The following is a 23,858-nucleotide window of genomic DNA, read 5'->3' on the forward strand; positions in this document are numbered from 1 at the left end:
TCCGGACGTGGCCGCAGAAAGTACTCTGCTCAACAATTTTCTGAGTACCATGCCTGCAGGCTCCAACTATATGGGCTGGTGGCCGAAGAGGCGCCGGGTGTACAAAGGGCTTCTGGTGGCCGGAAGAGGCGCCGGGTGTACAAAGGGCTTCACAATATGGTATCGCAACGATTGCCAGTGACTGGGCGACGAACCTCACGTACATAGTGGTACATCCAGAACAGTGAATGTAAAACCGATGCCGGCAAAACCTGCATTGCAGAATAACTGTACGTGGCTTTCATCCTCAGTGACGGTGATAACTTACAGTATGTTGAACACCTGATGCGTAAGCTCTGGAATAACCCTGACCGGGGTGCTGTTCCGATAGGATGGACATTGTCCCCGCAATGCTGGATGCAATGCCGGGAGCACTGAACTATATTACCAGAGTGCAACGAATAATGATAATCTGATCTCAGGTCCTTCTGGTTATGGGTATACTTATCCTAATAACTGGCCGAATCAGACTGCTTTAAACCAGTTTGTTGCCAAAACGGAAAACTATAACCGCCGTGCAGGATTCCGGGTAATTACCATCTGGAATACGATCACCGGAGGTATTAATCAGAACGTGGGACAATCATTTGCTGCCAACGCCCCTTATACATTGGGACTGACCGCACAAAATACCGGTGGTGGTATGACGATCTATAATAACAGTCTGCCGGGTATGGCGCTTTCCTGTAACTACTGTACCAATGAGCAGGCGATGAAAGACCATATTGCTACCGCAGCTGCCGGCTGGAATGGTACTTCACCAAGGTTTATCATTATACAGGCACAGCCCTGGACGAATGTAACACCAACCAGCTTTAAGAATGTTGCCAATTCACTGAATACGAATTATCAGGTAGTAAGCATATATATTTCAGCTGATGCGGGAGGCGAATGGCTTGCCAGTGAATCCGCAATAGTCAGTCAGGAATCTGGAATTGCTGTGATGCAGGCCTTCAACGCCGGACATTATCAGCTGATTTATTAAATGATATAAATGAAAAGGGCGTCCATAAATGTTGGACGCCCTTTTCATTTATATTACCAATTAATTATTCAAATCTATGCCTCTTTCGCACAGGTCTCCGCGTTAATTCCTGATTTGCAATTCTTTTAAAACATCAGCTTTCCACTAAACGGGTCTATCGTCGTCGCTTCAGGTAGTATCCCTTCAATATGTGGAATGTCAGTAACACTCATGATATCCTGACTGTACATCGGATTGGGAGCTGCCAGTCCGATCAGACCCGCTTTTGCAGCAGAGGCTATTGCTACAGATTTATTCCGGTCTTCTGTATGCAGATATTGACGGAAGAGAAAGGCCCGGCCATCACGCGAAAACGGTATCAGGTTGCGTTGTGCGTAGAGATATAACTGTCCGTTATAACACATGCCCCAGGGCGCAGGAATAAGCGTTTTGCTGCTATCCTGATTGACAGCATATATCTTCGCCCAATTCGCTTCAAAAAGTGGTTTGAATGATTTTACCGAAGGTGTGTTGTTGATAAATTCATTATATGTCAGATACACACCGTCTGTATAATTTTCCATGTTATATGCAGGCGCCTCATAGAGCCGTAGTTCCCGCTTAACGATTTCCTCTCTGGAATATTTGCGGGAAGCAGCAGATTGTTTATCAGCCGCCGCCATTAAAAGATCTATGGTTTCACCTATATATTGACTAAACCTTTTTGTAACATCAACACCCTTTCTTTCCAGTACGGTATCGAACGTGCAGGCAAGCTGGTAAGACAGGTTATCATCTGATCTGAAGCGTCTGCTTTCAAACGTACAAAGGCTTTTTCTCTGCCAATACCTGTGCGCTCGCCGATGCGAAAATATTTAATGACAAGTAACAGGTACGGTGCTTCGCTTTTGTATTGTTCTTTGTAAGTATCCTGAATGTAGTCATGAATGTATTGCCGGATTGGCCTGTCCGGCCGTGCTTCTCTTAGTTTGTTGTTCATGCCGGTCTGCACAAAACCAAGACGACTGGTATCTCCGTTAGCGATCATTACTTCTACATCCCTTACAGGAAATGAACATTGATACTTTTGCTGCGGCTGTAAATTTAATCTGATGATAACAGGTGTAAGCGTACTCCCCGCATTACGGGACGCTGTATCAGTGGGCTGTGCATACGCTACGGCACACTGAAGCGAAAAGATGGCAAAGGCAATAATTAATTTCATACGTCATTCTTTAGCAACCTCACGAGGGACAGTGCAAAAGTAAAGACATAATCGTATAAGTGGTTGTTAAGCACTGGTTAATGCAGGCGCTGAGAATAACGTGTTCTTTATACACCAATCAGTTGTTCTCTATCTGGTCCATCCCTTGTAATACATCGGGTTTGGTTAACACCAGTTGTGTAACACCACTCAACAGTATGGCATATCGGCATATGCATGGGGATATCGGATATTCTTACCGGAATGTACAGATTTTTAGTAAAATCGTACAGGTACCGGCAGCTGGACCAGCCTAGTTTTGTAAGATCAGTGCAGCCATTTACCTGCACGATCAGATGAAATATGAAAAACATACTTCCTTTTTTGCTGACGACATTGGGTGCTTATATTGCCTTACCGGCGACAGCGCAACAATTGACAGGCACCTGGCAACTGACAGCTGCCGATAAGATCATGCCGGATGGTAAGCAGGAGAGAGATTATGGCCCTCATCCCCATGGTATCGCAATATTCACTGCGGATGGACATTATGCCGTAGAAATCTTCCGTGAACAACGTATGCCGTTTGCTGCAAAAGACAGGGAAAAAGGAACGCCGGAAGAATATAAAGATGCGGTGTTGAGCATGAGCTGTCATTTTGGAACCTATGAAGTGAATCCTGCAAAAGGGACGATCCGCTTTCATATTGATAAGGCCAGTTTTCCCAATTCGGATGGTACTACCCGCGAGCATACTTTTACCCTGAAAGATGACCAGCTTAGCTGGCAATTACCACCTCGTCCTAATGGAGAAGTGCCTGTTTCCATTTTCAGGCGTATCCGTTGAATCCGATGCTAATTTGGTAACTTACGATCATGAAAGAGACCCTGTACAAGCCTTTCGAGATCGAGGTGAAAGAGATGGCGTCTTTTCCTGTAAAGAGACAAGGCTCCTGCATAGTGATATGCGGATCACGGAAATTGCCCACGAGTTGAATTTTACAGATGAAAGTCACCTGAACCGGACTTTTAAAAAGATAAAGGGCATGAGCCCGAGCGCCTATAGAAGGCAATATGCAATTAACTGTTAGAGGATAAAGAATAATTAAGAATTAAAATAGCTCAGCCACTTCTTTGTAGCCTGATTGGCCTGTTTGTATTTACTGAAGCGCAGACAAAGCGGATACAGTAAGGCAATCACTACTATCCATACCAGATACACAACCGGTAGTGAAAATCCATAGCCCTGTAGTTTTTCGTTGGAGGTCACCCAGGTCGTCAGGTTCACCATATCTGATGCCGGGTGTCCGGTGAGTACAGCTGCTACAACCGCCATTCCATGTATGAGTGGAATATGCAGGAGATAGAAGAACATCGGTACTCTGCCGAATACGGTCAGTGCAGCCGTTACTTTATTCAAAGGACGTTCTGCATATGCGAGGAACAGGAGTGAGGGCCCCATGGTCATCAGAATAAACAGGAGTGATGGCGGATATTTGGTCACATTGACAAACGAGAAGATCGTCAGCATCCAGTTCTCCTGTACAGACCATGGAGAATGATCGCCATAGAAGTTGGTCCAGCGGAGTACGATAAATAGTATGATGCTGCCAATACCGAGGTTGCGGAGGGATTGCTGCCGTTTTTCAGGTGCCACATCCGGGGTATAGAGGCTGCCGATGCAGTAGCCGAGGGTAATGATGCCTAACCATGGCATTACCGGGTAACCAATGATCGGACTGAACGGACCGAAGTGCAGGCCGCCAAAGTTAGGCTCATGCAGTACAGCCCAGAGGAATGCCGGCAGCGTATTGCCGGTAACATGCACATTGTCAAGCAGATTGTGTGCTGCAACCAATAGTATGCCCACAGGCAGCAGTATTTTCCGCGGCAGGTGGATCAGCAGGGATAAGGTGATCATACTGATACCAAACGCCCAGATCACCTGTAATATAAAGGCCGGGTAGTGCGGATTGAACGTCCACGCAAGGGTAATGATGAATAACTCCACGACCACGAGCCAGATGCCTCTTGTCAGCAGAAATAAGAAAGTGCTTTCTTCCCGTTTTTCCCACCATACAGACAGGCAGATATACCTGCCAGCAGCATAAAGGTCGGTGCACAATAATGTGTGATCCAGCGGGTCAGGAAAATAGGTGCGCTGGTATGTGGCAGATCAGTCGGATCGTGTAAATAGGAAAATGCGTGAAAATAATCGCGTACATGATCGAGTGACATGATTATCATGATAATGCCACGCAATAGATCAATAGATTTAATACGGCGGCTTTTGCCGGCCGTCAGGGAAGCGCCATAGTCTTAGCAGCTTTTTTAGTGTACAAAATGGTTTGGTGGTTCCGGCTGCTAAGCTACGCTAAATAGAAATGAATATTTTTATCTACATGTAATTACTTACCTCAATGAGATTCGGGTCGGGATTCCGGAAGTAGACAGCGATGATCTCTCCAGTCTGTCGATTTTCATTGCACTGCTTTTTGGGTGAAAGATTATTGATGACTGCGACAAAGTAACAACAACTTTATGTTACCTTCAGTCTATGAAGGCAGGCATCTTTATAAACAGCACCTCTCTGTTGGAGAAATCCGTTTTCGAAAGTACGGTGATCTACATTACCGAGTATAACGAAAATGGAGCAATGGGTTTCATTGTCAACAACCCTTTCCCGCGCAAACTGAATGAACTGGAAGAGTTCTGTCATGGGAGGGATTTCCCTTTATGGGAGGGCGGTCCGGTAGATAAGGAGCACCTTTTCTTCATACACCAGCGTCCTGACCTGATCAGCGGAGGTGAGCAGGTAGGAGAGAATATCTTTCTGGGTGGCGATTTTCAGGCCGCTGTGAAACATATCAATGAGCATACTCTGACCGAAAAAGATATCAAGATCTTTATTGGGTATTGTGGCTGGGATTATAAAGAACTGGATGAAGAGATTGATGAGGGCAGCTGGCGTATCACTCCAACAGGCAAGTTGTTTTAGCATATAAAAAAAACCATCTGACGATATCATCAGATGGTTTTTTATTTACAGTCATTATTTATTTTGTTACAACCTCAATCTTCCCGCCGTTTTTAAACAGGTCATGTGGTACGAAGTAACCCTTAATAGGTTTACCATTTACTTTTATCGCAGTCAGTTTTCTGCCTTTGCCCTGATGGGTGATGGTCAGTATCTTGTTGGTGCTGGTTCTCCATTTCACTTCATCAAAGAGTGGCACCGTTACCAGATATTCCGGATCAGTGGCAGAGAAGGTATACAGACCGGCAGCGGAGAATACATACCATGCCGACATTTCTCCCGCATCATCCATTCCGCAGAGTGCAATACCATCGTCTCCCACACCATACAGACTATTCAGAATAGTATCAATGATTTTCTGAGACTTCTCCGGTTTGTTGATGAAGTAATACGCAAAAGGCGCTTCATGGTCCGGCTGATTACCATGACAATACTGACCAATCATGGTCTCAACGTTTCTGGCGATGTAATTTGGATTCCATGGCACAGTAAACAGAGAATCCAGTTTAGATTCGAAAGGTTTCGGACCACCATACAGTTTAATCAGTCCCGGCATATCATGTGGTGCAAAGAAAGATACCTGCCATGCATTGGCTTCCCTGTACATATATTCATAATAAGGGTACTGCGGATTGAAATTTTTGATCCACTCACCATTTTCCAGTCTGCCTCTCATAAAACGGGTGGAAGGATCAAACATGTTTTTGTAGTTCTTTGAGCGTGCCATCAGGATACGGTAGTTCGCCGTGTCACCGAGCTTTTTGGCAATCTGTGCCAGTGAATAGTCATCATAAGAATATTCCAGCGTCTTGGACACACCTGCTTTAGCTTTTGTTTCCACATGCGGATTAGCAATATCCGGATCAGAGATGTATCCTTTTTCGATGTACTCTGTAACGAAAGGTCTGGCGCCGTTAGCCACATTCGCGTTCCTCAGCAGTACCGCATAAGTGCCTTTTACGTCAAAATTATCAATCCCTCTCAGATAAGCACCTGCGATAGAAGAGGTGCCATGGTCACCATGGAAGAAGGTCGGAATAAAGCCGGTTTTATCACCTACATCTTTCATGGATTTGATCACATCCAGTGTTACCTGCGGAGAGATCAATCCCAGCAGCACGTCTTTATTGCGATAGGTATCCCAAAGAGAGGGCTCTGTGTAATAGTTAAAATCTGCTTTTGTTACTTTGCCTTTGGCGTCGCTGAACTCACCATTCACGTCACTACGCAAAGCGGGCCAGAGGAATGACCTGTATAAGCAGGAGTAGAACATGGTACGTTGTTTTTCAGTACCACCTTTTACTGCTACTGAAGACAGTAACTGCTCCCATTTGTCGGTAGCCGCATGCCGGATATCGTCAAAGGAATGATTGCCTATTTCCTGTTCGAGGTTTTGTCTGGCGTTTTCGGTGCTGACGAAGGACAGGCCTATTTTCATTTCTACAGGACCTTTGTTACCATCTGCAAGGTGAACGATGGCGTAGCCGTCATGCGTACTTTCTGCTTTCTTTTCCAGCTGACTGATCTTGTTGTTCAGCACTGCATAGAAATATATATTACCACCTGCGCGCTGGTATCCCTGTATAGCGAAATCACCTGCCTGATCGATGTGCCATTCGGAGATCCTGTTATTGGACTTAGCGAGATCGAAGAGGATTTGTCTGTCGGTTTCATTTTTATATTCATATTTATGAAACCCGCAGCGCAGGGTAGAAGTCAGGCTGACATTGACGTCATAATCTTCCAGATATACCTGATAATAGCCGGGTGCAGCACTTTCTTTCTGATGAGAGAACTTCGATTTGAAGGGTGCTGTCGGATGAGACATCGGCAATACCGGAATATTACATAGGTTCCAGTGGCCTTTGTTGGTATGCGTAAAGCTGTAAATGATATTGTCTTCGTATTCATACCCTGCACCGGAGCCATATGCTGTCATCGGACTTAACTGTACCATTGCATTTGGCAATGAGCTGCCGGGAAATGTCAGACCTGCCCATGATCTCCAGCCGTCAGGCAGCTTATAACCAAGGATCTTCGGGTCTGTCAGGGGGGCTGTACCAATGAATGTATTGACGTACTTAGTATAAACAGGTGGTGCCGATTGGCTCCAGCCGTTCGTTCGGGCCAATAGGAGTGTCAGTAAAAGAAAACCTGTTCTTTTTCTCATGATAGGATGTTTGTGGAAATTTCAATTAAAATGGACCTGTGGCACCAAAATAGGCACCAGAGCAGAAAAATCCTAACTTTTTATGGAAAAACATGGTTGAAGGAGGTATAAACGGCAGATAAAAGGCCATTTATTGGCGAATAGGAGCGATGGTATGACGAAGTTACTAGGGTTCGAGTTTCTGTTGTTTCAATTGTGCATGTCTTATCCGGCTCAGGGTCTCTCTGGAAACGCCCAGATAAGAGGCTACCATATGCAAGGGTACTCTTCTGAAAATGTCCGGAAAGGTGCTGACAAAGTCGTGGTACTTTTCTTCGGATGTATAGCTGATATTCATGAGGATCCTCTCATAACTTGAATTCAGGGTATTAGAGATCAATGCGTCAAGATAAGTTTTGAAGGCAGGTACTGCCTGCATGATCCTATTCAGACTGTCCTGTGTCCAGAGCAATACTTCCGTGGGTTCCAGAGCTTCGATATTACATTTGGAAGGGACTTGTCTGGAGAAGCTTTCATGATCTGTTGTCCACGTGTTTTCTGGTGCGAAGCGCATGATATGCTCAGTACCGTCATTCTTCAGACAATAGGTTTTTAACAAGCCTTTGGTGATAAACATTTTGTACTGGCAGATCTCACCTTCCTTGAGCAGCAGCTGTCTTTTGCGGTATTTTTTTACGATGGCCAGCGAGCGCATGAGCTGCAGTTCCTCTTTGCTAAATTGCCCCTTAGCGGTGATATATGCTTCGAATGTGTCAAACATTGATAGATGCCCTTTCTGATTCCTTTACCTGAAATTAGCGAAGTTAGGTCAAATGACCTCGAAAATTTGTGTCAAATGTCCTTGTTTCCGGGAGGGGTTCCGGCGGAATTTTGTGATGAAAATTAAGGCATTCATCAAATCAGCAAACAACTATGAAAGTTTTTGTAACCGGCGCATCAGGATTTATCGGCTCGGCTGTTGTTCAGGAGTTAATCGCAGCAGGTCATCAGGTAACGGGGCTGGCCCGTTCGGAGGCATCTGCAAAGGCATTAGAGGCAGCGGGTGCTGCTGCACACTACGGCTCACTGGAAGACCTTGATAGTTTAAAACAGGGTGCGGCCGCTTCAGATGGCGTCATCCATCTGGCATTTATCCATGATTTTTCGAAATATAAAGAAAACTGTGAAACCGACAGACTTGCCATTGCCGCATTAAGTGAAGGGCTGGAAGGGACTGATCGTCCATTGATCATTACTTCCGGAACGGGTGTTATAGCGCCCGGCCGGCTGGTAACAGAAACCGATCTGTCAGCTGTCGGATCTGCAGCTATTCCAAGGGTGGCTTCTGAAGAAGCTGCTGCAGCTGCGGTAGCAAAAGGCGTAAAGGCTTCTATCGTGCGTCTGCCGCCATCTGTACATGGAGATGGTGATCGTGGGTTTATTCCCGGTCTGATCGCTATCGCGCGTGAAAAAGGAGTGTCTGCTTATGTGGAGGATGGTGCCAACCGCTGGCCTGCTGTACACAGACTGGATGCTGCAAAGGTATTCAGACTGGCTCTGGAAAAAGGAGACGGACGACCTGTTTTTCATGCGGTAGGAGACGAAGGGATAGCTGTAAAAGAGCTGGCAGGCGTGATCAGCCACAAGCTGAACTTACCACTGCAATCGGTAACGAAAGACGAAGCAGTTAATCATTTCGGCTGGCTGGGCATGTTTGTATCACTGAACATTCCGGCTTCTGCAAAACAAACAGCAGAATGGCTGGGCTGGAAACCGGAACATGTAGGGCTGGTAGCCGATCTGGAGACCGGTACTTACTTTTAAAGATTAAAACAGAAAAGAGATATGGCGAACTGATTCCATCATCTATCCGGACAAAAAGAGGCTGCTCTGTGAGTCAGCCTCTTTTGTGTTTAATATGCTTTGATCACCTGTCCGGTGCCAGCGCCTAATATACTCTTATGATAGGCGGCTATCACCTCTTTCATGGTCACGGGTATGTGTCCGGGGAAGTAGGGGAAATACTCCGGAGACTCTTCCACAACAGTCGGACTCACGGCATTGATCCTTACGCCATTTTCGAGTTCGATGGCTGCGGCACGTACAAATGATTCGATGGCGCCGTTCACGGCTGCAGGATTAGCAGCACTTAACACCGGGTCTTGTGAAAGGACACCTGAAATCAGTGTAAAAGATCCCTTTGGTTTGATGTAATGTTGTCCGATCAATACGAGGTTGATCTGCCCCATTAATTTGCTGTTGACACCTATCCGGAATTCTTTATCGCTCATAGTTTTCAGGGGGCCGAAATGCGCGTCGCCTGCCGTACTTACCAGTGCGTCAAAAGGCCCTGTCTGTTTGAACAGGTTTTCTATTGATGCCGGTGAATTGATATCTGCCTGTAGTACGCCACTCTTTGATCCTACTCTGATGATTTCGTGCTCTTTTTCCAGTGAGCCGGCGATGTGTTTACCGATTGTACCGGATGCTCCTATAAGGACGATTTTCATTATTATTCTTTTTTAGCTTTTATGATTGAATTGTATAAAAAGACTTAGTAACCGCTATACCGGTTGCTGTACCCATGGCGACTGCGTTCGCTACTGTGCGTAGGCGAGTCGTATTATCTCCACAGGCAAAAACACCGGGAATAGTTGTCTGTTGTGTGTTATCTGTTATGAGATACCCCTCTGTTGTGCATACGCAACCCAGCTTTTTCGGTAAAGAACAATGTTGTTCAAAAGGCGCATGTGTATATAACGCCGTGACGGCAGCAGTTGTTCCGTCGGCGAAAACAATATGGCTGATATAGCCATTCTCCTGTACCAGTTGACTGACTGTTTTTCAACAATGGGAATATGCTGTTCCTGCAGGATGGCATACTGTCCGGGCGTCAATTTAGCACTTCCATTGGTAAACAACGTTAGATCAGCAGTCCAGTTACGGATAAGGAGGGAGAAGTCGAAACCATAGTCGCCATTACCCAGTATACCGGTGCTGGCATTCCTGACCTCATAACCATGACAGAAGGGGCAATGTAATACGGAGATCCCCCAGCATTCAGACAAACCGGTAATATCAGGTAACAGGTCGCGGATGCCTGTTGCAAAGATCAGTTTACGGGCATGGAAGCTATCTCCTGAAGCAACGCTGATGCTGAATCCTGTTGCCGTCCGGACAGCATCGGTGGCAAGGTCGCTGAGGAATTGTACGGTAGATATTGTGCCACCTGTTGCCGGGCAATAGCGCTGATATTGGCCGGTGTTTGTCCGTCCTGTGTCAGGAAATTGTGAGCGTAAGGCGTTTGCCTGTTGCAAGGCAGACCGCTGTCAATGATCAGGACTTTTTTCAAGGCCCTGCCTAAAGCCATACCGGCTGCAAGCCCTGCGTAGCTGCCACCGATAATGATGACGTCCATATATTTTTCATTGATCATGGTGTATTGTTTTTATAAGTTGTTTGCTTTCTTCGCGCGCTTTATGTTGATGAGACGTTCTACCAATGGTAATCCTGCGAATACCATCCATGGCACGAGGATGATCGTGAGCAGGAATGTTCTCAGGTACAGCGGTAATGAAGAGATAGGTTGTCCGAAGAAATAGAGGAATAGTGTGATGGAGGGATAGATGACTATCCATATTTTCAGGGAAGCGATCAGTCTGTTTTTTGTCGTCATAGCTGCGTGATTACTTGTTACAATGCAAAAGTAGACCGGTAGCGGCTATCAGGTGTAGGACAAAAATGTAGTTCAATAGGATTTATCTGCAGTTCTGCCGGAAGGCGTCAGGGGTATAACCTGTATGTTTTTTGAAGAAACGGATAAAATAGGAGACGTCTTCATAGCCCAGCCGGAAGGCGATGTTGTTAATCTGTTCCGTAGTGGCGCGGAGTTGTCTTCTGGCTTCGAGTATGATATATCGTTGATGACTTCAGAGCAGGTTTTATCCAGTGTTTGTTTGGTGATGGCGTTTAGCTGATAGGTGGTCAGGTGCATCATGGCGGCGTATTGCGACACTTGTTTGTATTCCGCGTAATGTGTTTCTACCAGTTCTGTAAAGGTGTCCAGTCTTTCCTGAAAATAGTGAGGTTCCTGCGTAGCAGCGATGTGTCTCTGATCTCTCAGCAGTTCGATAAAGAAAACAGAGAGCTGGGACCTGATGGCCTCCTGATAACGTTCTTCCTGATGCGTGTATTCGTCGGAGATATATTGCAGGATACCGGCTAATTTCTGAAATCTGCGGGCGTCAAAAGTATAGTAATTGATGTTGCCCGCTTTCCGCAGAAGGCGCCGGGCCTGTTGATCATGGGCGGTATAGAAACCTTCACTGAATTGTATCAGGTAACCGCTGCTGCCGGTGTGTAATGTCAGTTCGTGTACCTGTCCCGGACGTACCAGAAAAGCGGAGTGATTGGTAATAGGGTACGGCTGGAAGTCAATATGATGTTGACCTGTGCCTGTTTTCAGGATAAGTATGTAAAAGAAGTCATGCCGGTGTAATGGTTCTTGCATATCTTCTCCGGTCAGTAAGTCCTGTACATTACGGATGCTGAAGCGATAGGAGGCTTCCTGTTGCTTCAACACCGTATGAATATGTCTGATAGGTATGCTGTCCATGGAAGAGAAGAAAAGTGCTTAAATAACTTCTCTCAAAAGTAAGCACTTTTCATGAATCCCTGTTTTATAGCAATGTGATCAGAAGTTGGCTGCAAATTCTTTTGCGAAGCTTTCGAGTTTGATGCTGCCTGTTACCGGTGATCCTGTTTTTATATAGTCTGCAAAGAGTTTACCGCTACGGAAACCAGCGCCCATCTCAGCAAACAGGTGCGCGATTTCTTCCGGTATACCTGCCTGTGACATTCCCTGAAGAGATTGTTCATCGGTAAATTCTACCCATGGCAGTTCCGGTTTGCCGATCGCAGCACCCAGTACTTTGGAGAAATCTGCCGGTGTGCGGATATCACTGATAACATAGCGTATATTTTTGCCGGCAGGACTGTGGACCAGTTCTTCTGCGGCCGCTGCTGCGATATCAGCAGGGTGTACCAGTGGCAGACCCAGTGTATCAGGATAGTTACCGCCGATAATGCCCATGCCTTTGATCAGTGGTACATCATTGTAAAAATTGGTATAGAAGAGACCTGCACGCAGGAATGTAACAGAAGTGCCTTCCAGTTGTCTGTACAGGTCTTCAATATGGTGCAGACTGGCGATCGGGCCGTTGCCGGTAGCGTGATCTGCCCCTATGCTGCTGAGCATGACAACACGTGGCACATGTGTTGCGCTGATAGCTTCGGCGAAAGCTTTACCGGCATCGATCGTATTTTGGATGACATTGCTACCGCCCATTTTTGGAGGTGTCATGGCGAAGAGTGCGTCGGCGCCTGTCAGGACTGTTTTCAGAAATGCAATATCGGCTACTGAACCAATGGCGGCTTTTGCACCTGTTGCTTCGATGGCTGCTTGCCTGTCTGTACTGCTGCTGATAACGGTTACGTCATGTCCGCCTGCTACCAGTTTCTCTGTCAGATATCTGCCGATGTTCCCGAGGGAACCTGAAATTGTAATTTTCATGTTTGCTTTTGTTTTTGCTGAAACAAAGGTATTTTTGTACTTACTTTTTGGCAAGTACTTACTCCAAAGTATGTATCATGGGAATATTTAAAACATCTTCTACCATTCAGGAGAATAAGCAGTTTGCATTGGATCAATGTCCGGTGACGCACCTGATGGAAAAGATCGGCAGTTACTGGAAACCGATTATTCTCTGGCAACTTTCCAGCGGCGATAAACGGTACAGTGAACTGAAACGCGCGATACCGGCGATTACGGAAAAGATGCTGATCCAGCACCTGAAACAACTGGAGGCAGACAATCTGCTGATCAGGGAATCAAGACCAGTTGTACCACCTTTTGTGACGTATCGGCTGACGAAAGCAGGAGAGGGATTACTACCGGTTATTCATGCGATGGCGGAATGGTCCTTTAAAGACAAGGAAGGGGCTTTTAAATAAAAAGCGATGAAAAACACTTCTTATAACAGCAGGGTCATCATGGCTTCTGCAGAAAAGATCTATCATGCACTGACTGATCCAAAGGCACTGGCCAGCTGGCAGGCGCCGGGAGATATGACTGCGGAAGTACACGACTTTGATGGCAGGGAAGGAGGTGGTTACACCATGTCACTTTTCTATGCGGAAACGGATAGTGTCTCCGAAGGGAAAACGCAGGGAAAAGAAGATCGTTTCAGTGCACGCTTTGTAAAGCTTGAGCCACCGCATCGCATTATACAGGCGGTTCGTTTTGACACGGATAATCCTGCGTTTGAAGGTGAGATGATCATGGATATCACATTGGAAGAACAGGGAACGGCAACGAAGGTCAGTTTTTTCTTCAGTGATATTCCTTCCGGTATCCGTCCGGAAGATAATGAAGCCGGTACAGCATCCTCGCTGGAAAAACTGGCTGGATATGTAGAATAACCCATTAAGCATCATATAAACCCACTACTAACGATATGAAAGCAGCAGTCATTACACAGGCAGGTGCACCAGAAGTTCTGCAATGGAAGGAGTATGCAGATCCGACACCGGAAGAGAGGAAGTATTGATCGAAGTAAAAGCGGCTGGTATAACCGCGCAGATGTGGCGCAACGGCAAGGTAAATATCCGCCTCCGCCGGGTGTGACAGTTGATATTCCGGGACTGGAAGTGGCAGGTATTGTTATCCGCTGTGGAGAGGGCGTTACCCAATGGAAAGAAGGTGACCGTGTCTGTGCTTTGCTGGCGGGAGGTGGTTATGCCGAAAAAGTAGCGGTTGCTGAGGGGCAATGCCTGCCGGTACCGGAGGGGTATAGCTTTGCGGAAGCGGCTTCCCTGCCGGAAGCTATTATACGGTGTGGTCTAATGTCTTTCAGAGAGCACGTCTTCAGACAGGGGAAACCTTTCTGATACATGGTGGTTCCAGTGGTATCGGTGTAACGGCTATTCAGCTGGCGCATGCGTTGGGAAACCGGGTGATTGTAACAGTGGGCTCAGAGGCAAAGGGAGTGGCCTGTATGGAATTGGGCGCTGACCGTTTTGTCAATTATAAAAACAGCGATTTTGAGCAGGAATTAGCCAATGAAAAGATAGACGTGATCCTCGACATGGTCGGAGGGGAGTATCTGCCTAAAAACCTCCGTATACTGCGTGAGGAAGGGCGTCTGGTTTATATCAACACAATGGGAGGTAACCGCACGGAACTGGACCTGAGCCTCGTTATGCGTAAACGGCTGACAATCACCGGTAGTACTTTGAGAGGCAGGGAGTACGCTTACAAAAAAGCCCTCACAGAGGATATTCTTCAACAGGTATGGCCCTTGCTGAAGGCCGGAAAATTCAAGCCGGTTATTTACACCCTTTTTCCATTCGAAGAAGCCGCTGCTGCCATCGTGTAATGGAAAGCAGTGAGCATATCGGAAAGCTCATTTTAACAGCTTCCTGAGCTACAAAAAATTACAAAAAACATTATTTAACAAAAGTTGCCGGTGCTGATACAAGGAAAAAATTGGGTTAGCGACTGGTCTGCTGAGTCGTGTCTTTATCAGGAAGATAATTGGCAGATATTCCGTAGATAACCCGTATATAAGCCGTATATAAGCCATTCTATATAGATACGGATTATATACGGCTTATATACGGGTTATCTAGGGCAATCGTATGGTTTATATTGTTTTATGGAACGACGTCAGGACCTTGTATTAATATGAGGTTGATGTATTGCAAGCAGAATTAATTTTATATGTTGGAGTTTATTTCAGCGGGCGTGTTACAGGTGTAAATTGTCCTGATATAGCAAAGCCTTACAGTTGATTTATTACATGCAGGATTAACTTTACTGTTAGAGTCCATTTTCAACGGGCATGTTACAGGTGTAAATTGTCCTGATACAGCAAAGCCTTACAGTTGACGTATTGCATGCAGGATTAACCCTACATATTAAAGTTTATTCAGCGGGCGCATTACAGGTGTAAATTGTCTTGGTACAGCAAAACCTTACGGTTGAATTATTGCATGCGGTCTCCTTTTTACAGGTAGGATGATAGTGGTTACTTTGTCAGCCTTATAACTAAACCGAAGCCCGAATGTTATAGGATATAATCCGGCTGTGGAAGAAGGCCTGCAAATATGAAGTATACACGGCGTATATACGATGTATCCATACCGGAACTTTTCCATAAAAGGACCATTTACTGCAGGCTTGTTGCGGCAAGCACTGTCTTATGGCTCTGGAACTGTGGGAAAGCGCTCAGGCTTTTTGTGTGATGTGCATCAAAGAAAGCAGATCGTTGACTGTGCGTGCATTGGGAGGGAGCATTTCCCGGACGCCGGCAGGGATAGGCCCTGTGAAATAGATATTAAGACCGGGTGCAAACTCACAAAGTTGCTGAGAGAAGGACATAAAATCGTTGGAGGTGATAGGATTGGTCATGCCGGTGATGATCAGGTCAGGTTTACATATTGTAATGACCCTGTAAAGGCTGTCATGAGGAACGGACTGCCCCAGATAAATAGTACGGTAGCCTCTTGCACGAAGTGCGTAGTTATAAAACAATAATCCGATTTCATGTAATTCTCCTTCAGGGAGGAACAGGAGTGCCACATTCGCACTGGTTTCAGGATGTTTATTGAGTGCTTCTGTGGCCATAATGATCTTACTTCTGATAAGATTTGAGAAGAAGTGCTCCTGTGCCGGATTGATAGTACCCGCCTGCCACATAATACCAATACGGTGGAAGAAAGGGAAAATACAGGAAATGATGGTGTCTTCAAACCCTCTTTTCATCATCAGGCCTGAAAATGTACTGTTAAATAGTTGTTCGTCCATGTCTATGAGACTAAGCAACAGGTTTTCATCCGTGGAGCCGTTCTGACTGAATAATCCGACGGAAGAGGCTTTTTCTGCTATCTCTTCATCATTCATTTCGCTGATCGTGGATATTTTATACCCATGCTGATTCAGCAGACTGATATTCAGGATCTTTTTAAGTTCGTCGTTACCGTAGTAACGGATATTAGTATCCGTTCTGCCCGGTTTGATGATACCATAGCGTTTTCCCATATCCTCAGCGTGTGCGCTTTGATACCGGACAGTCTTTCCAGATCCTTTATGGAGTAGTTCTCAGATGCCATAATCACCTATTTTCAGAGCGCAATGTAGTAATAATATGTTGTGGGCTTAAACAAAATGCACTCATTTTCTCCGGAATCTTCAGCAGCTATATGCTTGTTACTGGTACCCATTTCACCGGTTTTCAAACAGAAAATCCCCTCTATTGCTGTGTAAAAAGGTTCCAGGTTCTGCAATTAGTCTAAATAGAAACACCTTTGGTCCTATTTTGTTTAATTTTTTAATTCAAAAGTTAAACAATACATTTGTTTAAGATTTTAATTAAATGGTTAAACAAAATATGGCCAGTTCTGCTATTGTCATAGGCGCGGGTTTATCAGGGCTTTCGGCGGCCATTAGTCTGGCGAAGGAGGGGTATGCGGTGACATTGGTAGAGCGGCATGATCAGACAGGTGGCCGGGCAAGGGTATTTGAGGCTGGGGGATTCAGGTTTGATATGGGGCCCAGCTGGTATTGGATGCCGGAAGTGGCAGCGGATTTCTTCCAACAGCATGGACGTTCGATTGATGACTATATGACCCTGAAGCGGCTGGACCCTTCTTATCAGGTTATTTTCGGGAAAGGAGAGCAGGTAAGTCTGCCATCCTCATTTGCGGCATTACAGGCGGTATTTGAGGGGATTGAAACAGGTGCGGGCAGTCGTCTTGCCAGATTTATGGAGGAAGCAGAGTATAAGTATAAAACAGCGATGTCTGCCTATGTCAGGAAGCCCGGATTGCATGTGCATGAATTATGTAATGGAGAAGTGATGCGTTCATTTCTGCGGATGGATATGCTGCAATCTTTTAGTCATCATGCCCGTAAGTTTTTCAAAGATGAACGGCTGCTGAAAATTATTGAGTTCCCTGTGCTGTTCCTTGGCGCCACACCTGAGCGGATCCCTGCGATGTACAGCATGATGAACTATGCTGATATGAAACTTGGTACATGGTATCCGGAAGGAGGAATGCATATGTTGGTCAACGCTTTTACCAGACTGGCCATTGAATCGGGTGTAGAGATAATGTTGAACACGACTGTAGAAGGCATGGATGTGGAACGGAATCGTGTAAAGAGAGTACGTACCAATAAAGGGGTGCTGACTGCCAATGTCATCGTATCGGGAGCGGATTATCATCATACAGATCATGAATTGTTGCCATCAGGGAAAGCGAATTATAGCGCTCATTATTGGGAGAAACGGGTGATGGCTCCTTCCTGTCTTATTTATTACATCGGTGTAAGTAAAAAGATTGCCCGCCTGCAGCATCATAATCTTTTCTTTGAAGACGATTTCCGGCAACATGCGGAAGCTATTTACAACTCACCCGAATGGCCGCAGCAACCGCTTTTCTATCTGTGCTGTCCTTCAAAAACAGATGATACGGTTGCACCGCCGGGTATGGAGAACCTGTTTTTTCTCATTCCTACAGCACCCGGACTGCTGGATACGCCTGACATCAGAAATCATTATCTGCAATTTGTGCTTAGGAAAACAGAAGAATTCTGTGGAGAGAAAATAGGGGAGCAGATTGTATACTCCCGCAGTTATGCCTGTACAGATTTTATAGCTGATTACAGCGCATTTAAAGGGAATGCTTATGGGCTGGCCAATACATTGGGACAGACTGCTTTTCTAAAACCATCCATCAGACATAAGTCTGTTACCAATTTATTTTTTACTGGTCAGCTGACAGTTCCGGGGCCCGGTGTACCACCGGCCATTATTTCCGGACAGGTAGTCGCAGAATATATCTCAAAACAAAAAGTATCTCGTTATGAAAGCGTTATTTGACAGGGTTAGTGCCGCTTGCAGTAAGCTTACAACCAAAGCTTACAGTACCTCCTTTTCTCTTGGGATACGATTGCTTGCCGGTAAATTTCATGCGCCTATATATGGCATTTATGGTTTCGTCCGTTTCGCTGACGAGATTGTAGATTCTTTCCACGAATATCCTAAAGCGGAGTTGCTGCATGATTTCAGAGAACAGACTTACAGAGCGATCAGGGACAAGATCAGTCTCAATCCTATCTTAAACAGTTTTCAACAGGTAGTCCATACCTATCATATAGAGCAGGAGTTGATAGATACCTTTCTGGATAGTATGGAAATGGATCTTCAACAGCACTTTTATACAAGAAGTATTTATGAAAAGTATATACTTGGCTCGGCTGAAGTAGTTGGATTGATGTGTCTGAAGGTTTTTACAGACGGAAACCATGCAATGTACGAACAACTAAAGTACCCTGCTATGAAGCTGGGGGCTGCTTTCCAGAAGGTTAATTTTCTGCGGGATGTGAGAACGGATAGTCAGGAACTGGGCAGGCATTATTTCCCGCAGATTAACCTCAATAATTTCTCCTGTCAGGATAAAGCGGCTATTGAAGCGGAAATTGCCTGTGATTTCAATGAAGCGCTTGAAGGTATAAAGGCATTACCTATGTCTTCCAGAAAGGGGGTATATCTGGCATATGCTTATTACCGGGTCTTGTTTAATAAGATCAGAAACCTTCCACCGCAGAAAATTATGACGGAAAGGATTCGTGTTGCCAACAGTCATAAGATCGGTATTATGTTACAGACGATGCTGTTGCAGGTCAGATAAGGATCATTGTTAATACACTATATTGAAACAGGATGATATTACTATCTTATATACTGGTGGGTCTTGGCGCGTTTGTTTTTATGGAAATGGTCGCATGGTTCACGCATAAATATATTATGCACGGATTTTTATGGTCCTTGCATAAGGACCACCATCGAAAAGATGAAGGACATTTCTTTGAAAAGAATGACTTCTTCTTTGTGATATTCGCTTTGCCCGGAATGTTGTTGTTTCTGTTAGGTACATTGCAGCATCTGCCTTACCTGATAGCTATTGCCACAGGCATTACTTTGTATGGCGCTACCTATTTTCTGGTACATGACGTTTTTGTACATCAGCGTTTTCGCTGGCTGAGAAATTCGGATAATGTTTATCTGCGTGCGCTGAGACGGGCGCATAAAATGCATCATAAACATATCGGTAAAGAAAAAGGAGAGTGTTTCGGTATGTTGTTTTTTCCGGTACGTTTTCTGAAAGATGCCTTCAGTAAAGAAAAAAGTTATTCCTGAGATGTGGTATACTTACCTCACAATAGATCTGGCTTCCATTGCCGTGCCTTTTATCTTCTCATTTCATCCTAAGCTGAGATTTTACAGGCATTGGGGCGCTTTATGGCCGGCTCTTTTTATTCCCGGATTGTTTTTTATCTGCTGGGATTGTTTCTTTACTGCCAAAGGTGTGTGGGGATTTAATCCAAAATATGTATCAGGTGTATATCTGGTCAATCTGCCATTGGAAGAGATATTGTTTTTCCTGTGTATCCCTTATGCCTGCCTCTTTTCTTATCATAGTATTTTTACACTCTGGCCGAAATTGCATTTGCCACATATACTGACAAAGCTTATTTCATGGGGACTCATTGCTGCCGGCTTGTGTGCCGCATATGTGTATAGTGACAAAAGCTATACTTTTCTGACTTTGTTATTGATGTCCCTGTTCGTTTTTGGTATAACCATCCTGTTTAAGAACCAATGGGTGGACCGTTTTTATATCTGTTATGGATTGATGTTATTACCATTTCTGGTAGTAAACGGTCTCCTGACCGGTTCCTGGATACAGGAACCGGTTGTATGGTATAATGCTGCTGAAATTGCTGGTCCGAGGCTGATGACAATCCCGCTGGAAGACATCGCGTACGGATTGTTGCTCATCGGTGTAGAAGTAGCACTGTATGAATATTTTTTGTCAGGTAAACGACCCTCGCTTACCTATAGCGCTCTTTCTGAAGGCAGATGAGGAACCTTTTTAGATTATCTTTGTGCCGTACATCACTTCACTTGTTTAGCGCGCAGACGGTATGAAACAGGCAAAACATCATCGTATAAAGACAATTACCGAATACCATGCTTTTATGGGTATTCCCAAACCTGATCATCCGTTGATCAGTGTAATTGATTTTACGCTGATTAAACATGTACCGGGAGATCAGCCTGTCAGTCTGTTACTGCATTTTTATTCCATTGCCCTGAAAAAGAATTTCAATGCGCGCATGAAATATGGTCAGCAGGAATATGATTTCGATGAAGGGCTGATGACCTTTACGGCCCCCGGTCAGGTTATCAGGATCGAGCGGGAAGACGAAGAAGAGCTGAGGCATTCCGGTAGATTATTACTGATCCACCCTGATTTTCTATGGAAGACGGTGTTAGCTAACAAGATTGCGCAATATGAATATTTCGGTTATGCCGTCAATGAGGCCCTGCATTTGTCTGAAAAGGAAGAGTGGACTGTAATGGGTATCATGCAGCAGATAGAGCAGGAATACCGCTCCAATATCGATAAATTCAGTCAGGATGTCATCATTGCACAGGTGGAACTGCTACTGGTTTATGCAGAACGTTATTATCACCGGCAATTCCTCACCCGGAAGATCAGCAATCATAAAATACTGGACCGGCTGGAAAGTCTGCTGAATGACTATTTTGGCAGTCAGGAGATACAACAGGGCGGACTACCCTCCGTACAGTATGTAGCTGACAACCTCCATGTCTCTCCCAATTACCTGAGTGGGCTGCTGAAGACTCTGACAGGACAAAGTACACAGCAGCATATCCATGATAAACTGATAGAGAAAGCAAAAGAGAAACTATCCACGACGGATCTGTCGGTCAGCGAAATAGCCTATGAACTGGGATTTGAACATTCCCAATCCTTCAGTAAATTATTTAAGAGTAAAACGAACCTTTCTCCCCTCGAATTCCGGCATTCTTTCAACTAGCTGAGAATTGGCTACAACAAAAATAGATTCCGCTACATCGGACTGTCCTTTCATGCGGACTTTTGCATTGTTAAGTTTTCATCCAAAAAAACTAATCAATTATGAAAGTTGTAGTAACAGGATCGCTGGGTAATATCAGCAAGCCACTGACAAAGGAATTAATACAGCAGGGACATCAGGTGACGGTGATCAGCAGTAGTACAGACAGGCAGCAGGACATTGAGGCATTGGGTGCTGTGGCTGCTATCGGATCACTGGAAGATACCGGCTTTCTGACGACTGCATTCACCGGCGCAGACGCCGTATATGCGATGGTGCCGCCCAATTTTGCGGCAGAAGACCAGATTGCGTATTACAGCCGTATTGCAGAGAGCTATGTAACTGCTATCCGTAACGCAGGTGTTAAACGTGTTGTACATCTGAGCAGTTACGGCGCACATCGTAGCGAGGGAACCGGTTTTATTCTGGGGTCACATTATTCGGAAGGTATACTACGTCAACTCCCCGATGTCGCCATCACTTTCCTGCGACCTACCTTCTTCTTTTACAATCTTTACAGCTTCGTGGATATGATCAGACATCAGGGTATCATGGGTGCGATTTATGGGGGAGAAGATAAGATCGTGATGGTACACCCGACAGATATAGCTGCAGCAGCTGCGGAAGCGTTGACAAGTGCCGGTAGCGGGGTACAGGTACGTTATGTTGCGAGTGATGAGCGTACTTGTAATGAGATCGCGCGGGTGCTGGGTACTGCCATCGGAAAACCCGATCTGCAATGGCTGCTATTTACCAAAGAACAGGCAAAAGCCGGTATGGAAAAGGCAGGACTGCCGCCGCATGTGATCAGTAATCTGATTGATCTGGGAACGAGTACGCACAACGGCGCTTTACGAGAAGACTTTGACAAGCATCAGCCGGCTGTATGGGGCAAGGTAAAGCTGGAGGATTTTGTAAAAGAACTGGCTACCGCCTTCTAAGCACTTAATTTACATCACTGCTTCGAATGCATATTTAGCCATACTCCAGAATTCGTCCAATGCGAGAATGCGTGGTTTGAAAAAAGAAATAATGTCGGGCCAGTCTTCGGAACGTAATACGGATATATTGTCCAGCTGTTTACTGATCTTACTGATGGACCTGCCATATTCATCAGTCGTATCAGCTTCCCATTGCCAGTCATCTTCGCCAAGGGAGGCGGCCAGCATACTTTTATGCAGGAGAAACTGGTCATAGAATGTTTTATGTAATGCCGGATCAGCCGGCGCAATAACGATCGCAATACTGGCATTTCTGTTATCAGCATCCATTTTGAAGCTGATACCGGAGATGCCGGTTTTATAATTGGACCAGCTGATGATCTCTCCATCCGCTGATAATATAGGCTTCATGTATTTACCGAAGCTTGTCCAGAATGCCTGTTTGAGTTTTGAAACTTCCTGTTTAGTGTACATGTATCCGCTTAGCTAATTCACAGCTTCAAAGATAGTTCACTCTTTCTGAAAAACGATCGCTGATAGTGGGTAGTTAGTCACAGTAATGGCGTATTGCTGATAATTTGGTTTAATCTGAGTGCTTATGTGATTGAGCAGTTATTGCATGGGAAAGTGAATATGGTACAGGCGAAAAAGCTGATTATCTGAATCGCTTAAAAGCTGCGCCGTAAATCCCAAAGTTTATATAGGAGTCTGCGAATTTTGCCGGGAACCTTGTTGGACGTGACATGTCGAAACGGAATTGTTCCTGATGGTATTCGCCTTCATAACGTAGTGAAACATAAGTGGTGTTATCAACCTGTAATCTTACCCGCATGGAGCCGGTCTGACTGCCTTTATATCTGGGTACAAGGAGCACGATAAACTCTCCCGGCTGAACCTTAACCCCAAAACTGCCATTACCGCAGAAGTCAAATGTCGGGCATTCGATAGCGTACCAACTGGCATAGTCAGCCGTATCTTTTGCTTCCTGTACACCCCATGCATGGCGGTCTTTTCCAAAGAAGAACTTTGTCGTATCTGTTTCATTGACCATATACACCGGAAAATAAAGGTGCGTCTGATCGTAAGGATTGGTACGATAACGAATAGTGGTTTTATAATCTGCAAAAATCTGAAAGCCGTCTGTGTTGAGAGAATCCCACGTACCGATGCTGCCTTTTTCGTAGATAATATAGTTTTCTCCGGCAGTGGTTTTTTCATTCGACTCATCTGCCAGTCTGAGCGTATCGCAGAATTTATATTTACCCAGAAATGGAAAGTTTGTTGGATTGACCGATTTTACTTCGGTTAGCACAGCTTTCTCCTGAGAAGAATCCTGTAACACAAAGGGCAGGTGAAATTTTTTCTTTTCAGGTTGCGCGGCCTGCTGCTGACAACTGAACAACAATGCTGACAACAGGGTAAAAGCAATGATCGGTTTAGACATTTTTCACAGGTTAGGAAGGGGCAAAAGTACGAAAAGCAACTCATTGTGTTTCAAAATGTATTACCTTCGT

The 23,858-nt window shown here is 45.2% G+C and carries 31 protein-coding genes and 2 pseudogenes; 17 read left to right on the forward strand and 16 right to left on the reverse strand.

What is annotated here, in order from left to right; translation table 11 throughout:
• The first annotated feature begins 68 nt into the window (after positions 1–68).
• The 3 genes from FEF09_RS34815 (at position 69) to FEF09_RS31570 (ending at position 1,024) form a co-directional block, all read left to right on the forward strand.
• Positions 69–227 (forward strand): hypothetical protein, encoded by a 159-nt coding sequence (locus tag FEF09_RS34815; RefSeq protein WP_409994867.1) that lies wholly within the window; start codon positions 69–71, stop codon positions 225–227.
• Positions 228–324: 97 nt separating this feature from the next.
• Positions 325–417: a hypothetical protein gene (locus FEF09_RS33185; RefSeq protein WP_261387586.1), complete on the forward strand. Its 93-nt coding sequence runs from the start codon at positions 325–327 to the stop codon at positions 415–417.
• 37 nt (positions 418–454) lie between these two features.
• Positions 455–1,024 (forward strand): hypothetical protein, encoded by a 570-nt coding sequence (locus FEF09_RS31570; RefSeq protein WP_261387587.1) that lies wholly within the window; start codon positions 455–457, stop codon positions 1,022–1,024.
• 125 nt (positions 1,025–1,149) lie between these two features.
• On the opposite strand, the gene FEF09_RS17735 is transcribed toward FEF09_RS31570, so the two are convergent.
• Positions 1,150–1,686 carry a hypothetical protein gene (locus FEF09_RS17735; RefSeq protein WP_146306356.1) on the reverse strand — a complete coding sequence of 179 codons (537 nt, stop codon included), beginning with the start codon at positions 1,684–1,686 and terminating at the stop codon, positions 1,150–1,152.
• A 20-nt stretch (positions 1,687–1,706) separates the two neighbouring features.
• Positions 1,707–2,228 carry a hypothetical protein gene (locus FEF09_RS17740; protein ID WP_146306357.1) on the reverse strand — a complete coding sequence of 174 codons (522 nt, stop codon included), beginning with the start codon at positions 2,226–2,228 and terminating at the stop codon, positions 1,707–1,709.
• A 342-nt stretch (positions 2,229–2,570) separates the two neighbouring features.
• Here FEF09_RS17740 and FEF09_RS17745 point away from each other — a divergent pair, with 342 nt between their 5' ends.
• Both FEF09_RS17745 and FEF09_RS33190 read left to right on the forward strand, forming a co-directional pair.
• On the forward strand, positions 2,571–3,053 hold the full coding sequence (locus FEF09_RS17745) for a lipocalin-like domain-containing protein (RefSeq protein WP_146306358.1): 483 nt from the start codon (positions 2,571–2,573) through the stop codon (positions 3,051–3,053).
• The gene (locus tag FEF09_RS33190) at positions 3,013–3,297 is read left to right on the forward strand and encodes a helix-turn-helix domain-containing protein (RefSeq protein WP_261387569.1); all 285 of its coding nucleotides are present in this window, start codon (positions 3,013–3,015) and stop codon (positions 3,295–3,297) included. The genes FEF09_RS17745 and FEF09_RS33190 overlap by 41 nt, the downstream gene beginning before the upstream one ends.
• Before the next feature lie 14 nt (positions 3,298–3,311).
• Here FEF09_RS33190 and FEF09_RS17755 read toward each other — a convergent pair whose 3' ends face one another.
• Together FEF09_RS17755 and FEF09_RS33195 are read right to left on the reverse strand one after the other, a co-directional pair.
• Entirely contained in the window at positions 3,312–4,217 is a 906-nt protein-coding gene (locus tag FEF09_RS17755; protein ID WP_261387570.1) for a DUF1624 domain-containing protein, read from the reverse strand.
• Positions 4,218–4,240: 23 nt separating this feature from the next.
• Positions 4,241–4,444 carry a hypothetical protein gene (locus tag FEF09_RS33195; RefSeq protein ID WP_261387571.1) on the reverse strand — a complete coding sequence of 68 codons (204 nt, stop codon included), beginning with the start codon at positions 4,442–4,444 and terminating at the stop codon, positions 4,241–4,243.
• A 319-nt stretch (positions 4,445–4,763) separates the two neighbouring features.
• Here FEF09_RS33195 and FEF09_RS17760 point away from each other — a divergent pair, with 319 nt between their 5' ends.
• Entirely contained in the window at positions 4,764–5,204 is a 441-nt protein-coding gene (locus FEF09_RS17760; RefSeq protein WP_146306359.1) for a YqgE/AlgH family protein, read from the forward strand.
• Between the two features lie 58 nt (positions 5,205–5,262).
• Here the strand turns inward: FEF09_RS17760 and FEF09_RS17765 are convergent, their stop codons facing one another.
• Both FEF09_RS17765 and FEF09_RS17770 read right to left on the reverse strand, forming a co-directional pair.
• Positions 5,263–7,413: a GH92 family glycosyl hydrolase gene (locus FEF09_RS17765; protein WP_146306360.1), complete on the reverse strand. Its 2,151-nt coding sequence runs from the start codon at positions 7,411–7,413 to the stop codon at positions 5,263–5,265.
• A gap of 166 nt (positions 7,414–7,579) precedes the next feature.
• Entirely contained in the window at positions 7,580–8,173 is a 594-nt protein-coding gene (locus tag FEF09_RS17770) for a Crp/Fnr family transcriptional regulator (protein WP_146306361.1), read from the reverse strand.
• Between the two features lie 152 nt (positions 8,174–8,325).
• Here FEF09_RS17770 and FEF09_RS17775 point away from each other — a divergent pair, with 152 nt between their 5' ends.
• On the forward strand, positions 8,326–9,216 hold the full coding sequence (locus tag FEF09_RS17775; protein ID WP_146306362.1) for an SDR family oxidoreductase: 891 nt from the start codon (positions 8,326–8,328) through the stop codon (positions 9,214–9,216).
• Positions 9,217–9,305: 89 nt separating this feature from the next.
• Here the strand turns inward: FEF09_RS17775 and FEF09_RS17780 are convergent, their stop codons facing one another.
• The 6 genes and pseudogenes from FEF09_RS17780 to FEF09_RS17800 form a co-directional block, all read right to left on the reverse strand.
• Positions 9,306–9,902: a short chain dehydrogenase gene (locus FEF09_RS17780; protein WP_146306363.1), complete on the reverse strand. Its 597-nt coding sequence runs from the start codon at positions 9,900–9,902 to the stop codon at positions 9,306–9,308.
• Between the two features lie 19 nt (positions 9,903–9,921).
• Positions 9,922–10,221: an FAD-dependent oxidoreductase gene (locus FEF09_RS33200; protein ID WP_315898170.1), complete on the reverse strand. Its 300-nt coding sequence runs from the start codon at positions 10,219–10,221 to the stop codon at positions 9,922–9,924.
• A gap of 619 nt (positions 10,222–10,840) precedes the next feature.
• The gene (locus tag FEF09_RS17790) at positions 10,841–11,068 is read right to left on the reverse strand and encodes a hypothetical protein (RefSeq protein ID WP_146306364.1); all 228 of its coding nucleotides are present in this window, start codon (positions 11,066–11,068) and stop codon (positions 10,841–10,843) included.
• 82 nt (positions 11,069–11,150) lie between these two features.
• Positions 11,151–11,306: a helix-turn-helix domain-containing protein gene (locus tag FEF09_RS34820; RefSeq protein ID WP_409994868.1), complete on the reverse strand. Its 156-nt coding sequence runs from the start codon at positions 11,304–11,306 to the stop codon at positions 11,151–11,153.
• A 416-nt stretch (positions 11,307–11,722) separates the two neighbouring features.
• Positions 11,723–12,007 (reverse strand): annotated as a pseudogene (locus FEF09_RS34825) (AraC family ligand binding domain-containing protein); the annotation flags it as partial.
• 78 nt (positions 12,008–12,085) lie between these two features.
• A complete protein-coding gene (locus FEF09_RS17800; RefSeq protein WP_146306366.1) occupies positions 12,086–12,964 on the reverse strand; it encodes an NAD(P)H-binding protein in 879 nt (292 codons plus the stop codon).
• A 77-nt stretch (positions 12,965–13,041) separates the two neighbouring features.
• Here FEF09_RS17800 and FEF09_RS17805 point away from each other — a divergent pair, with 77 nt between their 5' ends.
• From FEF09_RS17805 to FEF09_RS33210, 4 genes are all read left to right on the forward strand, one after another.
• Entirely contained in the window at positions 13,042–13,404 is a 363-nt protein-coding gene (locus tag FEF09_RS17805; protein ID WP_146306367.1) for a winged helix-turn-helix transcriptional regulator, read from the forward strand.
• 6 nt (positions 13,405–13,410) lie between these two features.
• Entirely contained in the window at positions 13,411–13,872 is a 462-nt protein-coding gene (locus tag FEF09_RS17810) for an SRPBCC domain-containing protein (RefSeq protein WP_146306368.1), read from the forward strand.
• A 162-nt stretch (positions 13,873–14,034) separates the two neighbouring features.
• The gene (locus FEF09_RS33205) at positions 14,035–14,340 is read left to right on the forward strand and encodes an alcohol dehydrogenase catalytic domain-containing protein (protein WP_261387572.1); all 306 of its coding nucleotides are present in this window, start codon (positions 14,035–14,037) and stop codon (positions 14,338–14,340) included.
• Positions 14,286–14,828, forward strand: coding sequence for a zinc-binding dehydrogenase (locus tag FEF09_RS33210; protein WP_261387573.1), 543 nt, complete (start codon positions 14,286–14,288; stop codon positions 14,826–14,828). Before FEF09_RS33205 ends, FEF09_RS33210 begins: the two co-directional genes overlap by 55 nt.
• Positions 14,829–15,679: 851 nt before the next feature.
• Here the strand turns inward: FEF09_RS33210 and FEF09_RS17820 are convergent.
• Both FEF09_RS17820 and FEF09_RS34830 read right to left on the reverse strand, forming a co-directional pair.
• The gene (locus FEF09_RS17820; protein WP_146306369.1) at positions 15,680–16,492 is read right to left on the reverse strand and encodes a MerR family transcriptional regulator; all 813 of its coding nucleotides are present in this window, start codon (positions 16,490–16,492) and stop codon (positions 15,680–15,682) included.
• A 17-nt stretch (positions 16,493–16,509) separates the two neighbouring features.
• Positions 16,510–16,563: pseudogene (locus FEF09_RS34830) on the reverse strand (hypothetical protein); the annotation flags it as partial.
• A gap of 263 nt (positions 16,564–16,826) precedes the next feature.
• Between FEF09_RS34830 and FEF09_RS17830 the strand changes: the two are divergent.
• The 6 genes from FEF09_RS17830 (at position 16,827) to FEF09_RS17855 (ending at position 22,344) form a co-directional block, all read left to right on the forward strand.
• Positions 16,827–18,335, forward strand: coding sequence for a phytoene desaturase family protein (locus tag FEF09_RS17830; RefSeq protein ID WP_261387574.1), 1,509 nt, complete (start codon positions 16,827–16,829; stop codon positions 18,333–18,335).
• Positions 18,319–19,146, forward strand: a complete 828-nt coding sequence (locus FEF09_RS17835) for a phytoene/squalene synthase family protein (protein ID WP_146306371.1) — start codon at positions 18,319–18,321, stop codon at positions 19,144–19,146. The genes FEF09_RS17830 and FEF09_RS17835 overlap by 17 nt, the downstream gene beginning before the upstream one ends.
• Before the next feature lie 32 nt (positions 19,147–19,178).
• Complete coding sequence (locus FEF09_RS17840) at positions 19,179–19,655, forward strand: sterol desaturase family protein (protein ID WP_146306372.1); 477 nt, start codon at positions 19,179–19,181, stop codon at positions 19,653–19,655.
• Position 19,656: 1 nt separating this feature from the next.
• Positions 19,657–20,382, forward strand: a complete 726-nt coding sequence (locus tag FEF09_RS17845; protein WP_186774394.1) for a lycopene cyclase domain-containing protein — start codon at positions 19,657–19,659, stop codon at positions 20,380–20,382.
• Positions 20,383–20,443: 61 nt separating this feature from the next.
• Positions 20,444–21,364, forward strand: a complete 921-nt coding sequence (locus FEF09_RS17850; RefSeq protein ID WP_146306374.1) for a helix-turn-helix domain-containing protein — start codon at positions 20,444–20,446, stop codon at positions 21,362–21,364.
• A gap of 101 nt (positions 21,365–21,465) precedes the next feature.
• Positions 21,466–22,344 carry an NmrA family NAD(P)-binding protein gene (locus FEF09_RS17855; protein ID WP_146306375.1) on the forward strand — a complete coding sequence of 293 codons (879 nt, stop codon included), beginning with the start codon at positions 21,466–21,468 and terminating at the stop codon, positions 22,342–22,344.
• A gap of 9 nt (positions 22,345–22,353) precedes the next feature.
• Here FEF09_RS17855 and FEF09_RS17860 read toward each other — a convergent pair whose 3' ends face one another.
• Together FEF09_RS17860 and FEF09_RS17870 are read right to left on the reverse strand one after the other, a co-directional pair.
• Positions 22,354–22,818, reverse strand: coding sequence for a DUF4268 domain-containing protein (locus FEF09_RS17860; protein ID WP_146306376.1), 465 nt, complete (start codon positions 22,816–22,818; stop codon positions 22,354–22,356).
• A gap of 181 nt (positions 22,819–22,999) precedes the next feature.
• Positions 23,000–23,788, reverse strand: coding sequence for a hypothetical protein (locus tag FEF09_RS17870; protein WP_146306377.1), 789 nt, complete (start codon positions 23,786–23,788; stop codon positions 23,000–23,002).
• Positions 23,789–23,858: the final 70 nt, after the last annotated feature.

Origin of the sequence: Chitinophaga pinensis, from assembly GCF_007896845.1 — a bacterium.
Classification (GTDB): Bacteria; Bacteroidota; Bacteroidia; order Chitinophagales; family Chitinophagaceae; genus Chitinophaga; species Chitinophaga pinensis_C.